This is a genomic window from Euzebyella marina, from assembly GCF_014855515.1.
In the GTDB taxonomy this organism is placed as follows: Bacteria; Bacteroidota; Bacteroidia; order Flavobacteriales; family Flavobacteriaceae; genus Euzebyella; species Euzebyella marina.
Map to the genome: position 1 here is coordinate 419,139 of NZ_JACYFK010000001.1, position 17,065 is coordinate 436,203.

Here is a 17,065-nt window from a genome sequence, read left to right on the forward strand (position 1 = left end):
CTTTTCTAATTTTTACTTTTCATCAGTGCTATACTTAAATATTTTGGGGTAATCGATTGAGAAACTTGCTTAGTTGTTATCCTCTAAAAATCGACCTCGCCTCATCATAAATCCTTTCAAAATTCGCTCTCAAATCTGCTTCCGAATATCGCTTGGTATCCTGTGGAAGTTGTCTTTCGATTTTTGATAATTTGAACCGTACTTTCTTATCCTTCCCGTCTGCAAAGGTGACGAACTCACCTTGTTTGAGCCTAAAGAAAATATCTGCTCTTCTTTTGGAAACCTCTCTTTCGCCTTTTGTTATTCGGGTGTCGGTTTTAAAGATGTTGGCGGCCTTACTTATGCTTTTTGTTGGGTTTTTGATAATTTCAAAAAAACGTTCGTAATACTTTGCCGTGTCTGGGTCATTGACCTTGCCAAAGAATTGATAGGATAGGTTACTCAAAATAGCTTTGCTGGCCTTATCGCCATACATCATATCGTTTTGGATTTTGTCCTGCATTACATAAATGGTGGCGATATCATAGCTTCGCAGTGTCGCTGGAATGCGGTGCATATTGAGTAAGCGAATGGTCGGTGCTTCTTCCATTAATAGAAATGAAGGTTTGGAATTACGCACACTCATCTGTTTGGTGATGGTGTGGATGATGGTAGCGATTACTGGCGAATAAGAGGTTTCAAATTTGGGATTGTTCACCACCGAAATCACGGCTGGATTTTCTTCATCATTTACGTTCAAAGGCACTTCATCCGCAGACAATGCCATAAAAATACGTTTGGTGCTGATGCGTTTTAACGCATTGGCCAAGGTACTTTTTACACCAGCTGTTTGACGCTCGGAATCCTTTCCGCTAATGAAAGCATCTGCCATTGCTCTCGATGTGGTATTGGTTTCAAGAAACTGGATCAGGCTATCGGTATCGAGCATTTGATAAATGGCAATCAAATGGGGCAAGGTGCAAAATTGCGGATAATCGGATTTCAATTTCCAAATCAATCCGCCAATTAATCCTTCAGCAGCATCGTTGAAGAATTTGGTTGTTCCGGTGGTTCCCGATTCTCGTTGTTCCAAGAGGTTTTCAATCAAAACCCTCGACACTTCATTTACGCTTTCTTCATTCTCTAAATACCTCGGTGCAATGGGATTTACCCGATGGATAATCCTATCAAATGAAATGACCTTCATTGGAATTTCGTTTTCTTTAAAAAGCGGATACGCCATTTCGGTCAGCTCAAAGTCTTTGTAGTCGTGAATGATTCCACAAAAACCATTTTCACGAAAGTGTTTTAAGAAGCCATAGACAACGCTTTCGGTCTTCCCACTTCCTGCAGAACCGATGACGGATGCACCACGCTTTATGTTGTCTATCTGAAATCTTCCCGATTTTGTCAGGAACTTTACCTGATATCGTTTATCTGTTTTTCCCGTTAGTTCACTATCGTAAAAAGCATAGAGAAGTATGGCTACCGAAAGAACAGGCACAACAACATATATCATTATTTCTACCAATGACCAACTCATATCCCAATAGAGCTTGATTTGACTGTGATTTCTGCACCTTTCCTAAGTCGCTTAAAAACCCGAAGTGCTAATTGTGCTTTACTGGTCGGGATATTTGGGATTAATGGAATGCCAGACTTACCCATAATTTTAAAGGCCATTGCTTTTTCATTGGCTGGTAATTTCATTAAAGCTGCGAAATAGAGTTTTGGGTTTTTGACAAAATCCTTTTTGGCCTTATAGGTCTCAGCATAGTTGCGTTTATAGCCAAATGTCTTATCAAAGGTCTTTTCGGCACGTTCAAAAAACTGGTCACGGTCAAAACCACGTTTCACTTTCTTTCCGTGCATCTCAACTTCGGATGCTTTGTGCTTGCTTCCTGGGGAAAGACTGAAGGAATTGGATGCATCCTTTCGGCTGACGATAATATGAATGTGGCTTTGGTTGCCTGCCTTTTTCATTCCCTGGACAATACGCTTACCATTTTGTTGGTGCGGTGCTTCTCGTTCGAGTTTGGCAATTTTTAGCTTTAACCTATCGATGTTCCCTTTTGCCTCACCTTGTTGGATTTTCCGGACTTCTTGTTTCAATTCAAGAATCTTGGTAGCAAAAGGTTGGTTTTCTCGCACCTGAAAATCCGTGCCTTTGAATGTTCGTTGGTGTTCAATTTTGGCGAAGTATTTAATATCATTAACACCTACTTTTCGTCCATTGATTTCCCGGTTGAAACTGGCTGCATAATCCTTCATCAGCTCTCGGGTATATCGTTTTAAATCTTCGCTACTGTTTTGAAGTTTTCGCAATTCGTATTTGGATGGACTGACCGTGACGGAATAGAATTTTGGTTCTTTCTTTTTCAGCTTGGCAGTGTTACCATCAATTTCTTTGACCACTTCCTTTGCTGAAATCTCATCGCCATATTGGTTGAAAAAATGTTCCATCTCTTCTTTTTCCAGACCCTCGTTTTCCTTTTCCAAATAGTCCACAAAATCCGCTGAGCTCTGACTGTAATTCGTTCCTAATTTTTGTGCGGTGATGTTTATATACATAGGTTAGAATTTTAAAGTTGATTCTGGTTATTTCGCTTTTCGCGAAAGCGGACTTCCTTCTTTTCCTCAGCATATTTCTTTTCCAAAATCAAGGGTTTCTTTTTGGGTTCATCCATTTCAAAAAGGGATTGTAACATTGCAACTGTAGGTTTGGTTTGTGTCTTTTCCACATCACGCATAATTGCAATGACCGCATTGATGCGCTTTAATAATTTGGCTTCAATGGTGCGCCCAGTTGGTCCTAAATTTTCCTTTGGTGAAATCTCGTTATAGAAGAAAAAATCAAGGATGGCTTCCATTGCCTCGGTATGAGTCTTGAAGTGTTTACGTGAGAATTCCTGAAAACGTTTTGCTGTTTCCTTTTTGAATCTAATGCCGATAAATGTGTCCATATTTCGCCGATTTGTCGCAAATCCTTCCCGAAAAATGGGCGTTTTGAGGGCATTTGTCGCAAATTGCTGAAAACCAAAGAATTAAAATGATTTTAAACAACTGATTTTCAATGCTTTGACAACGAACAGGAATATGTAACACCGCGCAGCGTGTTACCCTCTTGCTATTCCTTTTCGTTCCGCTCGCGGGACAAAAATCCATACAATCCATCCGACCTACGGCGGATGATTGCCATTTTCGAGGAAATGAAATTTCCGATATGTTAATTTTCGGTGGGTACGGTTATCGGCGAAAGTCAAAAAGTGGATAACTGTACTTAAATTGTGTGCTGTATTTCAGCGAAATAAAGATACGATTTTTTCGTGATTATAAATGCACTAAAAATGAAAACACCCCTGAAATTTCAGGGGTGCATTTCTTTTAAAATTATCAATCATATATTAAATACATAGGTATAGGAATATAAATTCCGTAACGCTTCCTCGTCAAGCATTTGGTCCAAATTGGTGTGATGCTTAGTAGCATAGTCCATCAAATCCTTGCCATATTTTTTCTTGACATCTTCTTTGGAATTTGCAATTAATCGCTCTTGCGCTTCCTCACTCAAATCGGTAAAATTAAGATAAATCATAGCTTCCCGATTTTAGTATTCGCTTGATAACATCAGCGTATCGTTCACAAAGAACATCCGCAATTCGTCCAGTGGAAAATCGGTAGCATTGTAACGGTGGGTTTCCAAAATGTTATCGTTTCCATCGCTGTAAATAATTTCAGCTTCGTAGCCTGTGTAATCCTGTTTTTCTTCTGACATTCTTTTGAAGTCAATCGTTACCCATTTGCTTCGGTTCTTCAAACTTTTGGCAATTACCGAAGCATCCGTAATGAGCCAATAACAGTCCGCTACGTTTGCAAGATATTTCAAACCATCCGTAAATCGGGTTCTAAGAATGGGAATGTAATAGTACATTTCCGTGCCCGTGAATTGTTGTAAGTTCTGTTCTATTTCGTTAACTTGTGCTTTCATTGTCTTATACTTTTAAATGGATAATGAAAAGAGGGCGCATCTTTTCGACGGGTACGCCCTCTTTCTTTTAAGTCTATTCGTTAGAACCGTTACCGTTTTTTGTACCCAACAATAGGATTTCGTTGGCTTCGATTTCTGTTACGTATCTTTTGATACCATCTTTGTCCTCATAGCTTCGGGATTTCAGTTTTCCGCTTACGCCTACCTCTTTTCCTTTGACTACATACTGTTCAACAATTTTAGCAGTCTTGCCCCAGGCAACCACGGTATGCCATTCGGTGCTTTGCTCTTTCTCGCCTTTCTTGTTCTTGTAATATTCATTTGTGGCGAGTGAAAAGCGGGCTACTTTGCTTCCGCTTTCAAGGTTCGTGATGGTTGGCTCTTGTCCAACGTTTCCAATCAATTGTACGTGATTTCTTAAAGTACTCATAACTAAAAATTTAAAGATTAATAATTCCCTGTTTAATTCAATTGAGATGAAATTTTAAGGGGTGTTTGTTTGATTTCTTTCGTGCGTAGCACAATGGGTGACGTGGGTTTTGTCAAGACTTTCGGGGAATAAATCAGGTGTGTCTGCGACGTAGTGAATCCTGCCTGCTGAAAAGCAGGCATTGGATTTCAAGGAAGTAGATACCTTATTTTTCGCTGAAACTTGCCACGGTCTTGACAAGTTCCATAAGGGCATTAGCAATTCTTTTAAAGCCAGTTGCGACCCGAGCGTACGGGAAGTTAAGCGAGGTGAGCGATTGGGTTTAATTTAGAATTGGTTATGCACTGCCTGTTTTTCGATGCCCCGAAAAACATTCAAGGCTTCATCCATTATAAACCCCTTAAAATGTGTGGGACAGCACCCTGGTTTTTAGGGATTTTCGAGTAAGGGCTCAAGAAGTTCTTGCCGTAAATTCTGTTAAGAAAACCAAGGGGCTGGCCTTCCGATTTGGTAAGGCGGACTTAATTCACAATTTTGGCTATGGAATGTAGCGTTCCTTCCCAGCCTAAGCGGGAAGGGTGAGCGGAATGGAAAGCTAAAATTGGGGATTGTGTCCAAGGTAGTTGTAGTGAAGCTCTTTTCCCGGAATGCAGCTTTTCGCGAAATGTAGGGGAATGTGCTGAGCGGTGTTGTGAAAAAAAGCCTTCCTATTTAATAAGAAGGCCTTAAACTGAATATTTTTTCGTCATTCTCGGCTATTGATAACTATTTGATACACACAAGGAATCAAATTCAAGATGGTTGCCGATAGTAACCCACCCAAAATGACCACAGCCATCGGGGTTTGAGTTTCACATTTGGGTTGAACATCTTTTTAGTGCCAGACAAATTCCATCCAATAAGATCTGTATTATTTTCTCTACAGCGAAGTTAATTATAATTAAGAACTGATCATACCCTTAAAAACCTTCGGGTTGAATCTAATTACCAAAAATGCCCCATTTTTCCTAAATCCAAAAGTTCGAAAGAATTCATTACAAAATTTCTACAGAATTAATTCCTTATTTTGCTATTATGAAATTGCTCATTATAGAAGATGAACCTGAAATGCTAAAAAGCCTCGAAGAATTCGCCGCGGAAGAGGGGTATTTTTGTGATGTCGCCTGTAATCTCTCCGAAGGTCTGGAGCGCATCGGTCTTTATGATTATGACTGTATTATTTTGGACATTAATCTTCCAGATGGTAATGGTTTCCATTTGCTAGAGGTTCTCCATAAGGATGATAAGTCCGATGGGGTAATCATCCTTTCTGCCCGTAATTCCCTGGACGATAAATTAAAAGGCTTGGGGTTAGGAGCTGATGATTACCTGACCAAACCATTTTACTTTTCCGAGTTGAATGCCCGTATAAAGGCAATTATAAGGAGAAAACAATTCAAGACAAATAGATTGGTTCACTATGCTAATCTGGTAATAGAACCAGATCAGTACATAGTTGGAATTGATAATCTCGAAAGCCCACTTTCTCTAACAAAGAAAGAATATGCTATCCTTACCCACTTGATCAACAATCACAAACGGGTGATCACCAAGGTTTCTTTGGCAGAATATATCTGGGGCGATTACGTAGATGAGGTACAGAGTTTTGATTTTTTGTTTTCACAAATCAGAAATTTGAGACGCAAGCTAAAGGAAGCAGGTGCCAACGTGGAAATAACCAATATTTACGGTGTGGGATACCAAATAAAAACAATATGAAGCTGCTTTCTTATACGACCCGAATCCAATTATTCGCATTCCTTTTACTGTTTGGGATATTCTCGACCTTGTTTTATCTGGTGCTAAGCTGGAATGTACTTCAAAACATAGATGAGGTTTTGTATAACCGTAAGATGAACTTGCTTGCCTATCTCGAAAAGCACCCGGAAATATCCATAGCGAAGGATTACCCTCTGGACGATTTTACATTTTACCCTATTGATATAAATACGTTTCAAGACGGAAAAGAAAGCTATGCCGACACATTGATCTATGAACCGATAGATGCCGAATTAGATGAGTACCGGAAGCTGATAACATTTGTGGAATTAAACGACAGCTATTACAAACTGGAAATTGTGAAGCCTCACCTGGAAGCAACTGAAATCATTGGTACGATTGCTATTACGCTAGGAGGGCTATTTTTTGGACTTGCTTTCTGTTTTTACCTCTCAAACAGAATGCTTTCTCGAAGAATATGGCAGCCCTTTTATACTATGCTTGACAAGCTCAAAAATTATAATCTTGGCAATGCAAATACACCAGTATTCCCAAATTCCAAAATTGAAGAATTTCAGCTATTAAATAATGTGATGACCGAACTGACTCGGAAAAACAAGGAGGTCTTTGATAACCAAAAACAGTTTGTCGGGGACGCTTCCCACGAAATGCAGACCCCTCTGTCCATAATCCAGTCAAAACTGGAAGCACTTATAGGCCAAACACAGCTCTCCGAAAAGCAGTCTGACATCCTGGAAGGTATCATCGGTTCCACACAAAGGCTGAAAAAACTGAACAAAACCCTGTTGCTGCTTGCGAAAATAGAGAATGACCAGTTCCTAACAACGGAAGAGGTAAATGTTGATGGAATAATAGGTAGGTCGCTGGAATTTTATGAGGAGCAGAAGGAAGCCTTAAACATTAGGACAGAGATCGATATCAGGAATGAGGCAATTGTCCAGGGAAACAGGTTGCTTATCGAGATTCTCATCCAAAACCTGCTCAAAAACGCCTTCCTGCACAACGTGAAAGATGGAAAAGTAATCATAAACCTGGACGGGAAACGATTGGTTATTACCAACACCGGTAGCGAAAAGGGGGTTGACAAGGAAAAATTGTTCCAACGGTTCTATAAATCTTCCAACAATCCAGATTCGTGGGGCCTTGGGTTGGCCATTGCACACAAGATTGCCGATAAGGGCAATTGGAGGTTAACGTACAGTCACAAAAATGCGCTTCACACATTCACCGTCGATTTTTGACAATCCCAAATTTCTACAGATTCAGTTTTTACATTTGGTATGAGTTAAATGTTAATCTTTAAATTTTAATGCTATGAATACAAATAAGAAATTTTTTCGCATTTTGCTGTTATCCCTACTATTTATTGGTGGCGGAATGTTCACGGCTACGGCACAATCCGAAATAAAAGAGCTAAGTGAAGAGGCCATTGAGTTCTCCAATCTTCCAAAGGCCGTACAGGATGCCTTTAAGAATTCCGATTATGCCAAATGGGAAATTGAAGAGGTGGAAAAGGTCGAGACCGATAAGGGAACTATGTATGAACTTGAGGTCGAGAACGAGGATGAGACGTATTATGAACTCTATTTTAGCCCCAAAGGAGAACTTGTGCTTAAAAGGGAGGAAAGCCACTCGGACGGCGATGACGATCATCGATAAAATTTGGATGAAGATAGTCTAGTTGATTTTTTAATGATCATATAAGTTGGGAGATGCCAGAAAGAATGATTTTGGACTTGTGCATCTCCCAATTTTTTAATGTTAATGGGAAAAATTGGTTTAGCCTTGAGTTCGTTCCTTTTCTTCGTGCGGAAGATGGTGCGTCAAAGGTTAATGGGCTATTATTTCATGATCCGTAATCAGGCAAAGAAAGGTACGTATTTTCTTGTTACCCGCATTCCTGTCCGTTTTGGTAATAAATTGGCAACATCAGTCTCATTTGCTTTTCAATTTGGTATCTTATTTTGAAACTAAACTATAGAATTGAAAATAACTGAATATATATTTTACAAAAACTGAACTATGAAAAAAATATGGATTTTTGTATTAGCGTTGATGCTAATTTCTTTTGGTTGTGAGCAACCTAACAAGAAAGATGATTCAAAAGAATCGGCTGAAAAACCTTTAAAAAACAATAATGAATTAAAGGCGATGGATATTGGAACCTTAAAATCCGGACTTGGGATGGAAGGAAAGGAAGAAGGTGGGCAATTTAAAGTTACCATTCCGCAAAACGACCTGAATGTAAAGGTTGATGGTTTTAAGATTATTCCCCCGATGGGATTGGGCAGTTGGGCTGCTTTTGCACCAACCTCGGCACAAACTATGGTTATGGGCGATATAGTGGTTACGGAAAAAGACCTGAAACCGGTACAACAGGAAATAATCCAACAGGGATTGACGGTTACGGCGATCCACAACCATTTTGTAAGGAACGAGCCAGATGTAATGTACATGCATATCGGTGGTATGGGAAGCGAAGAAAAATTGGCCAAAAGTTTAAAAGCTATTTTTGATAAGGTAACGGAAATTAGGGGAGCAGACCCGTCCGCCGTAGAAATGTCGTCGGTGGAGAACACGCTGGACACCAAAAGGATTGACAGCATCTTAGGGCATAGCGGGACTATGACCAATGGGGTGTATAAAATCACCATTGGCCGACCCGATGTAAAGCTGACGGAACACGGAGCTCCTGTTAGCACATTCATGGGGTTCAACACTTGGGCAAGTTGGCAGGGCACACCTGAAAAAGCAGCAGTAGCCGGTGATTTTACTATGCTGTCAGATGAAGTAGCTCCGGTTATCAAAGCACTTATTGAGAATGACATTGAAGTGGTAGCGGTACATAATCACATGGTGCACGAGGATCCAAGAATTTTCTTTCTTCATTATTGGGGAATTGGATCAGCCGAAAAATTAGCAATAGGATTAAGAGAGGCTTTGGACAAAACGGGAGTAATTAATGCGGAATAAATTTACACCGGCACCGGTTTCATTTGCCTTTCTTATTCGGCATCTTACAATTGAAAGTAACGAGTTTAAATAAAAAAATCAGAAAAATGGACAGAAAAGAATTTATAAAAAATTCAGCAATTCTTGGAGGAGCAACCATTCTTCCTATAAACAATGTTTTTTCCCAAAGTGTTAATGAAGCAAGTATTGACAAACTGGTAGACAGCAACGGAAACTTTATCCAAAAGCCGTTACCATATAAGAAGACCTTTTTAGAGCCTTATATGGACGAAGAGACCTTGCACTTGCATTATGAATTTCACCACGGTGGTGCAGTCAAAGGTGCCAATAAGGATTTGGAAAATATCAAGAAAAATCTCGACTCCGGTGAAATGGATAGTGTCGATTTGTGGACCAGGAAATTGTCCTATCATTTTTCAAGCCACGTACTACACACTATTTTTTGGACAAATCTCACAAACAAGAAAAGCGAGCCCAAGGCAGAGCTTCTAAAGCAAATAGAAAAGGACTTTGGTTCATTTGATAAACTCAAGTCCTACATAGCAAAAGTTTCTAAAAGTGTAGAAGGCAGTGGTTGGGGAATTTTAGGTTACCAGCCTTATTCACAATCCCTCACACTTCTCCAGTGTGAAAATCATCAAAAGCTTACCCAGTGGGGCGTTATTCCCATATTGGTCATAGACGTTTGGGAACACGCGTATTATTTAAAACATAAAAACAAGAGAGGTGATTTTGTTGATACTATAATGGAAATCATAAATTGGGATAACGTAGCACAACGTTTTGCGAATGCTAAAAAGATTAACTAAGAACTAATTATCGTCAAAGGCAATGTCCAGTGTATCAAATCCCTCTAAAAACCAGGTGTTACCATTCAGCGAGGCGTTAAAAGTTTGGGTAAAAGTAGCCATCCATAGTTTTGGTGGCCCGGCAGGCCAAATTGCGGTCATGCACAAATTTTTGGTGGAAGAAAAGAAATGGATCAGCGAAAACCGCTTTTTGCATGCGCTGAATTATTGCATGTTGTTGCCAGGTCCCGAAGCACAACAACTGGCCACATACATAGGTTGGCTGCTTCATAAAAAAAAGGGCGGATTGGTTGCCGGACTACTTTTTATATTGCCTGGATTTATATCCATACTGATCTTGAGCATTCTTTATGCAGCTTATCGGGATGTGGCTATCGTTGACGCCATATTTTTTGGTATTAAGCCAGCAGTGCTGGCCATTGTAATTGGTGCGGTTATAAAAATTGGCAAGAAAGCCCTTAAAAATGAAGTCATGGTAATTATGGCTGCCTTGGCATTTGTTGCCATCTTCTTTTTTGAGATGGACTTTCCTTACATTGTACTTGCGGCAGGGATAACAGGCTTTCTTGGAGGCAAATTCTGGGAGGAGAAATTTCATGTCATTAAAGGCCATGCGGATAAAACAGAACAGGAAAATGATTATTTAATTGACAGCCATATTCAACAAGTCAAACCCTCATTCAAGAAGACCCTCCAAACGATTTTATTGTACCTCTCTTTGTGGGCATTGCCGTTAATTTTAATCGCATTATGGGTTGGCGTTGATTCCATCTTCTTTAGCGAAGGAATATTTTTTAGCAAAACCGCAGTGGTTACGTTTGGAGGAGCCTACTCGGTTCTTGCCTACATAGCTCAAAAAGCAGTGGAAGATTACGGCTGGCTGAAAAGCGGAGAAATGCTGGATGGTTTAGGTATGGCAGAAACCACACCGGGTCCACTCATACAGGTCGTGCAATTTGTAGGGTTTATGGGAGCTTACCGCTTTGCTGGCACTATGGATCCTCTACTGGCCGGAATCTTAGCTTCCTTACTGGTAACCTGGACTACCTTTATTCCCTGCTTCTTGTTCATATTTACTGGTGCTCCCTATATTGAATACCTCAGAGGAAATAAAAGCCTGACGACTGCCTTATCAGGAATTACGGCTGCTGTTGTAGGTGTAGTACTCAACCTTGGTGTTTGGTTTACCATCCACACACTGTTTGGGAAAGTGAACGAAAGCCATTCACTTGGAATAAGATGGTTAATCCCGGAATGGGAGACTATAAACATTCCTTCATTGGTGATCGGATTGATAGCCGCCTTTGCCTACTTCATCCTCAAATGGAACATGCTTAAAACCATACTCATTAGTGTGATATGCGGCATCCTTTATCATTTCATTTTTTTAAAATAGCAGAATACTCTCGTTCCCATATTTCTACAGAATCGGGTCATAATTTTGTAACGAATTACATTAATAATTGAATATGATCCGAAAATTCAAGCTTATCCTGTTGGCATCTATTCTTGCTGTTTCTTGGACAAATGTACGGTCTCAAACACAACCGACAATTGTACAATTACTGGACACTGCCAAGAAAAATTATCCGGCAATTCTTGCCTCAGCGTCTCTTGAGCGGGCATCTGAAGAGAAGGTAAAATCCACCAGACGATTGTTGGTTCCAGAAGTTTCCGCCTCCACCTACATTAATTATGTTACTTATAACAACATTACCGGAATGTTTTTCCCCGAATATTTTCTACCTGTAAGTGGGCCTCCATCTGCCAGGAATCTAAATGATATGGTTTGGGGGTCAGCTGCCGGTCTGCTCATGAAATGGGAACCCTACACTTTCGGAAGAAGAAATAATGAGATAAAGGCAGCGGAAAGCACCCATGAGGCCAGCACTTCCATAAAGGATCTTACACTTTTAGAGCATAGCGTTCAACTATCGAGTACCTATCTGGATTATCTACTTGCTATGCAAATTCTTGATCTACTGGAAAGTGATCAGGAAAGATCGAGATCAAATTACGAACAGGCTGTGGTCCTGGCTAATTCAGGGCTGGTTTCAGGGGTGGATACTGCACGATTTAGGACGGAGCTTTCCAAGGTGAAAATCAATATACTGCAACAACAAAATACCATTCATGAATATAAAGAGAAACTGTCTGAGTTAATTGCGGCTGATTTGCCAGAAAACCTGGCGGATTCTACCTTTCTTAAAGTACTTCCCAGGTTGCCAGAAGTTTCAGGGGTGATTCATCCAAAGGAAAACCTGGCCATAGCCCAATGGAATGCCGCACAATACCAATTTAAAGCTGAAAAATTAAGCTGGTTACCTACTTTAAGTGTATGGGGCACCGCTTATGGCAGAGGTTCGGGGGTTCAGCTTGACAACAACGGTAACAGTTTTGTCAATAATCCTACTGATGGATTTAATCTGACCCGGTTCAATTATGGCCTGGGTTTACAATTGACTATGCCGCTGACCCAAATCAGCCGATACAAAACCCAATGGAAAGCCAAGGAATGGGAAACTGAAGCTTATAAACAGCAACTTGAAGAAGTGAGACTGACCCTCAATAAACAAAAAACCATAGCTGATAAGGCCTTAGAAACAGCAATGGCTATTGCAAGAGAGACTCCGTACCAGGTTGAGGATGCTCTTTATGCTTACGAAGCCGCACAATCCCGATACCAGGCCGGGTTGATGAGCTTTACGGAACTGATTGAATCCCAAAACGAACTGATTACTGCGGAAATAGAACTACGAAAATCCTATTGGGAAGCCTGGAAAGCACTATTGTATACAGCTGCTGTCAATGGTAATCTGGAAATATTCTTAAATCAATTATAGGAGATGATCAAACTAATAATATCTGCACTGCGAAAACCCATAACCGTCATGGTAACCCTTTTGGCCATCGTGTTTTTTGCGGTATTGTCAATCCGGAATATGTCAGTTGATATATTCCCAAAACTAGGCACCCCCACTATTTATGTGGCCCAAACATACGGTGGTCTTGCTCCTAATCAAATCGAAGGATTTATGACTTCTTATTACGAGTACCATTTTCTGTATATCAATGGGATAAAGGAAGTGGAAAGCAAAACTATTCAGGGCGTATCCTTGATGAAGCTCATTTTTCATGAGGGCACCGACATGTCTCAGGCTTTGGCGGAAGTGGTAGCCCAGGTCAACAGATCCAGGGCCTTTATGCCTCCGGGGACAGTACCTCCGTTCATCACGCGTTTTGACGGAGGGGGTGCACCAGTAGGCCAACTTGTTTTTAGCAGTGAAACCAGGTCATTGGGTGAAATACAAGATCTTGCACTCTTTAAGGTACGTCCAAAATTTGCTTCAATACCGGGTGTGTCAGCCCCCCCCCCTTTTGGAGGAAACCAGCGTACTGTACTGATTAAGGCAGACCCTTCCAAACTGCGCAGTTATAATATCAGTCCGGATGAACTCGTCATGGCTATTGCCAAGAACAATACCATTTCGCCTGCCGGAAATATCCGAACTGCGGACAAACTTTTGATTGCTAACCAAAATACGGTGGTCAGCAATATCCAGGAACTGGCCAATATTCCCTTAAAGATGGGCTCCGGGCCCTCGGTATATGTAAAGGATGTAGCTGAAGTACAAAATGGGTCTGATGTTGCATCAGGATATGCCCTGATCAATGGCAGCCGCTCAGTGTACATTCCTGTAACCAAACGAGCCAGCGCATCAACCTGGGATGTGGTGAAACGCATCAAGGCAAGCCTGCCGGAAATGCAGGCTGCTGTGCCGGACGATATTAAAGTGAGCTATGAATTTGATCAGTCGGGCTATGTAATCAATTCCCTGAAAAACCTGTCCTTTGAGGGAGCTCTTGGAGCAGTGCTTACTGGCCTTATGGTACTGCTGTTTCTTGGTGACAGACGAAGCGCGCTAATTGTAATTCTTACCATACCACTTGCCATATTATCGGCAGTAGTGTGCCTTTATCTGGCTGGACAGTCGATCAATATCATGACATTGGGCGGACTGGCGCTGGCAATAGGTATTCTCGTGGATGAATCGACCGTGACAATAGAGAATATCCACCGACATCAGGAAATGGGCAAGAAAAAGGGCCGTGCCATTCTGGATGCCTGCAAAGAAATTGCATTGCCCAAACTTCTTATCCTGACCAGCATTCTTGCCGTGTTTGTTCCTTCCTTTTTTATGACTGGCACTCCCAGGGCCATGTTCTTACCGCTTACATTGGCTGTAGGTTTTGCCATGATTGCTTCATTTCTACTTTCTCAAACAATGGTTCCTATTCTTTCCAATTGGTTTCTGAAAGACCATATTACTCAAAATAAAGAAGGAAAATTCCAACAGTTTAGAAACCGGGTTGTAGGATATACAAAGGGTATTACAAACAGGAGCAAGTGGGCCATCGGTATTTACCTGATAACCACTATTGCCATGCTTGCGGTACTCTGGCAGTCTACTGGTACGGAGATATTTCCAAAAGTCAATTCCGGGCAGTTGCAAGTTCGTTTAAGAATGCCTGACGGAACCCGCATTGAAAATACGGAAAGGAAAACAAAGCAGTTTCTGGAAGTGGTAAACGAAGTGGTTGGTAAAGAAAATGTTGAGATTACATCGGCATTTGTCGGTATCCAACCACCCAGCTACCCGGTCAATACTATCTTTCTCTGGACAGGTGGGCCACATGAAGCTGTTATAAAGATCAAGCTACAGCAGACAGGAAAGCCCCTTGATGAAATTAAAGAAAATATCAGAAAAAAGGTAACAGAAATCATACCTGAAATGCAGCTCTCTTTTGAACCGGCTGACCTGGTTGACCAAGTAATGAGCCAGGGAGCCAACACATCAGTAGAGATAGCTGTTCAGGGCAAAAACCTTTCGGAATCACGTAAATATGCCCAAGAAATAAAGGACAGGGTACAAACCGTATCGTTTATGCGTGATGTGCAATTTGGTATTCCACTTAACTATCCATCCATAGATTTACAATATGACCGTGTCCGGGCAGGCCAGTTAGGCCTAACAATTGAAGACATTAGCCGCTCTGTAACAGCCTCCACCTCTTCCAGTCGTTTCACCCAGCCCAATTATTGGTTGGATGCCGGATCGGGCAATGCATACCAGGTCCAGGTAGAATTTCCTCAATATATGGTGGATCAACCCGATGATGTCGAAAAAGTTCCATTAAAGTCGGAAAACGGGAAAACCGTCTATGTGGGCGATGTGAGTAAATGGGAACCTTCTACCATGATTGGGGAATACGACCGTCTGAACCAACAACGGTTCATTACCATCACCGGGAACCTGCATAATAAAGACCTGGGAAGTGCCATTAAAACGCTTAAAGATGAAGTAAATGCTATGGGTGAACCACCCGAAGGGATGAGTGTTAAATTCAGAGGACTTGCTGAACCGCTCTCTCAAACCTTTGATGAATTGAGTACCGGCCTTTTACTGGCAGTAGCCGTGATATTTCTGCTGCTGGCAGCCAACTTTCAGTCATTCCGGCTTTCCTTCGCAGTGCTATCCACTATTCCTGCCGTAGTTGCTGGTTCGTTCCTTCTGATTTGGATAAGCGGGAACACGCTCAACATTCAATCTTTTATGGGCAGTATCATGGCTATAGGTGTGGCAGTGGCCAATGCCATATTATTTGTTACCATAGCAGAGCATTATCGGAAAGAACAAAAACAAAACCCTCACCTGGAAGGGATAAAGGATCGCCTGAGGCCCATACTCATGACCAGCATAGCCATGATAGCAGGGATGCTACCGATGGCGCTAGGGCTGGGTGAAGGCGGCGAACAAACAGCCCCGCTTGGAATTGCAGTGATAGGCGGATTGTTGTTCTCCGTGTTTGCAACCGTATTCATCTTGCCGTCCGTCTATTGGCAGGTTTCCGGAAGAAGACTTTATAAGAGCCCGTCACTTGATCCAGATGATGAGCAGAGTACATACTTTGAACAGCAATAACTTCAAACCTGAAAAGAGTAAAATTTAAGAATAATGAGAAAATATATAATACCGATTTTATATGCAGCCATCGTTTCAGCCTGTTCAAGTAGTGTTGAAAACAATAAGATGGAAAGCAAAAACGAGTCGTCAAAAAAAGTAGAAACCATAAAGTTAAGCTTTGATAACTCCAGACATACCCTGATGCTTCCTGCGGAATTATTGGCTTTTGAAAAAGCTGGTCTGAATGCCAAAGTACAGGGGTATGTTACCGAAGTGCGGGTAGACATTGGAGATAAAGTAATGAAAGGAGCAGTCCTGATCAGGATAGAAGCACCAGAAATTCAGGCAGCCTATTCAGAAGCGCAGAGCGATGTAGAGTCAGCCAGAGCGGACTATATGAGTAGTGAGGATACGTATACCCGATTGCTAAAAGCTTCCGAAATACAAGGTACGGTCTCAGAATCCGAACTGATTAAAGCAAAAAACAAAGCCATGTCGGACAGCACTCGGCTAAAAGCATTGGATTTTACCGCCAGAGCTAAACGGCAACTCCTTAATTATCTCACAATTAGGGCGCCATTTACTGGGGTTGTAACGCAAAGAAATACAGATCCCGGAAATCTTGTGGGAGATATAGATAACCAACCTTTACTGATAATCGAAAACAACCAAAAATTGCGTTTGAAGCTACCAGTTCCTGAGGCCTTGACCGGAAGTTCCATAGCAGAGGATTCTACTTCATTTAGTGTAGAACCATTTCCCGGAAAAGTATTTAAGGCAGATTATTACAGGCGAGCCAAAAGTATAGATCCGGACACCCGTACAGAGATGTGGGAATTTCTTGTGGATAATCAAAAGGGTAATTTGAATGCTGGACTTTTTGCGGAAGCTCAATTAAGCATCAAACGTCCGGATGGAAGTCTGTGGGTACCTCATAGTGCGGTCTTGACCACCCTCCGAAGAAAAGCTGTGGGAAAAGTAGCGGATGGCAAACTAAAATGGGTAGAAGTCAGCACAGGCATGAAAGATGAAGATATGGTTGAGATTTTTGGCGCACTTGATGAAGGGGATCAAATCCTTCTGCAGCCCAATGAGGAGATGTCCGAAGGTCTGCCTGTAAACTAGTTCCCACATTTCTACA

Annotated in this window: 15 protein-coding genes; 9 read left to right on the forward strand and 6 right to left on the reverse strand. The window is 41.4% G+C overall.

What is annotated here, in order from left to right; all coding sequences use genetic code 11:
* Positions 1 to 76: 76 nt before the first annotated feature.
* The 6 genes from IL356_RS01620 to IL356_RS01645 all read right to left on the reverse strand — a co-directional run bounded on the left by IL356_RS01620 (position 77) and on the right by IL356_RS01645 (position 4,397).
* On the reverse strand, positions 77 to 1,522 hold the full coding sequence (locus tag IL356_RS01620; RefSeq protein ID WP_121847528.1) for a type IV secretory system conjugative DNA transfer family protein: 1,446 nt from the start codon (positions 1,520 to 1,522) through the stop codon (positions 77 to 79).
* On the reverse strand, positions 1,519 to 2,550 hold the full coding sequence (gene mobB / locus IL356_RS01625) for a MobB family relaxase (protein ID WP_121847527.1): 1,032 nt from the start codon (positions 2,548 to 2,550) through the stop codon (positions 1,519 to 1,521). The genes IL356_RS01620 and mobB overlap by 4 nt, the downstream gene beginning before the upstream one ends.
* Before the next feature lie 11 nt (positions 2,551 to 2,561).
* A complete protein-coding gene (locus tag IL356_RS01630) occupies positions 2,562 to 2,942 on the reverse strand; it encodes a BfmA/BtgA family mobilization protein (RefSeq protein WP_121847526.1) in 381 nt (126 codons plus the stop codon).
* A 434-nt stretch (positions 2,943 to 3,376) separates the two neighbouring features.
* Complete coding sequence (locus IL356_RS01635) at positions 3,377 to 3,574, reverse strand: hypothetical protein (protein WP_121847525.1); 198 nt, start codon at positions 3,572 to 3,574, stop codon at positions 3,377 to 3,379.
* A gap of 12 nt (positions 3,575 to 3,586) precedes the next feature.
* Complete coding sequence (locus IL356_RS01640; protein ID WP_121847524.1) at positions 3,587 to 3,967, reverse strand: DUF6876 family protein; 381 nt, start codon at positions 3,965 to 3,967, stop codon at positions 3,587 to 3,589.
* 73 nt (positions 3,968 to 4,040) lie between these two features.
* Positions 4,041 to 4,397, reverse strand: coding sequence for a single-stranded DNA-binding protein (locus IL356_RS01645; RefSeq protein WP_121847523.1), 357 nt, complete (start codon positions 4,395 to 4,397; stop codon positions 4,041 to 4,043).
* 1,074 nt (positions 4,398 to 5,471) lie between these two features.
* Here IL356_RS01645 and IL356_RS01650 point away from each other — a divergent pair.
* The 9 genes from IL356_RS01650 (at position 5,472) to IL356_RS01690 (ending at position 17,049) form a co-directional block, all read left to right on the forward strand.
* Positions 5,472 to 6,155 carry a response regulator transcription factor gene (locus IL356_RS01650; RefSeq protein ID WP_121847522.1) on the forward strand — a complete coding sequence of 228 codons (684 nt, stop codon included), beginning with the start codon at positions 5,472 to 5,474 and terminating at the stop codon, positions 6,153 to 6,155.
* Positions 6,152 to 7,417: a sensor histidine kinase gene (locus IL356_RS01655; RefSeq protein WP_121847521.1), complete on the forward strand. Its 1,266-nt coding sequence runs from the start codon at positions 6,152 to 6,154 to the stop codon at positions 7,415 to 7,417. Before IL356_RS01650 ends, IL356_RS01655 begins: the two co-directional genes overlap by 4 nt.
* Positions 7,418 to 7,490: 73 nt before the next feature.
* Positions 7,491 to 7,835 carry a PepSY-like domain-containing protein gene (locus IL356_RS01660; RefSeq protein ID WP_121847520.1) on the forward strand — a complete coding sequence of 115 codons (345 nt, stop codon included), beginning with the start codon at positions 7,491 to 7,493 and terminating at the stop codon, positions 7,833 to 7,835.
* Between the two features lie 363 nt (positions 7,836 to 8,198).
* Positions 8,199 to 9,149 (forward strand): DUF1259 domain-containing protein, encoded by a 951-nt coding sequence (locus tag IL356_RS01665; RefSeq protein ID WP_121847518.1) that lies wholly within the window; start codon positions 8,199 to 8,201, stop codon positions 9,147 to 9,149.
* A gap of 86 nt (positions 9,150 to 9,235) precedes the next feature.
* On the forward strand, positions 9,236 to 9,958 hold the full coding sequence (locus IL356_RS01670) for a superoxide dismutase (RefSeq protein WP_121850579.1): 723 nt from the start codon (positions 9,236 to 9,238) through the stop codon (positions 9,956 to 9,958).
* A gap of 22 nt (positions 9,959 to 9,980) precedes the next feature.
* Positions 9,981 to 11,354, forward strand: a complete 1,374-nt coding sequence (gene chrA, locus IL356_RS01675; RefSeq protein ID WP_121847517.1) for a chromate efflux transporter — start codon at positions 9,981 to 9,983, stop codon at positions 11,352 to 11,354.
* A gap of 73 nt (positions 11,355 to 11,427) precedes the next feature.
* Complete coding sequence (locus IL356_RS01680; RefSeq protein ID WP_121847516.1) at positions 11,428 to 12,801, forward strand: TolC family protein; 1,374 nt, start codon at positions 11,428 to 11,430, stop codon at positions 12,799 to 12,801.
* A gap of 3 nt (positions 12,802 to 12,804) precedes the next feature.
* Positions 12,805 to 15,942: an efflux RND transporter permease subunit gene (locus IL356_RS01685; protein ID WP_121847515.1), complete on the forward strand. Its 3,138-nt coding sequence runs from the start codon at positions 12,805 to 12,807 to the stop codon at positions 15,940 to 15,942.
* 33 nt (positions 15,943 to 15,975) lie between these two features.
* Positions 15,976 to 17,049 (forward strand): efflux RND transporter periplasmic adaptor subunit, encoded by a 1,074-nt coding sequence (locus IL356_RS01690; RefSeq protein WP_121847514.1) that lies wholly within the window; start codon positions 15,976 to 15,978, stop codon positions 17,047 to 17,049.
* Positions 17,050 to 17,065: the final 16 nt, after the last annotated feature.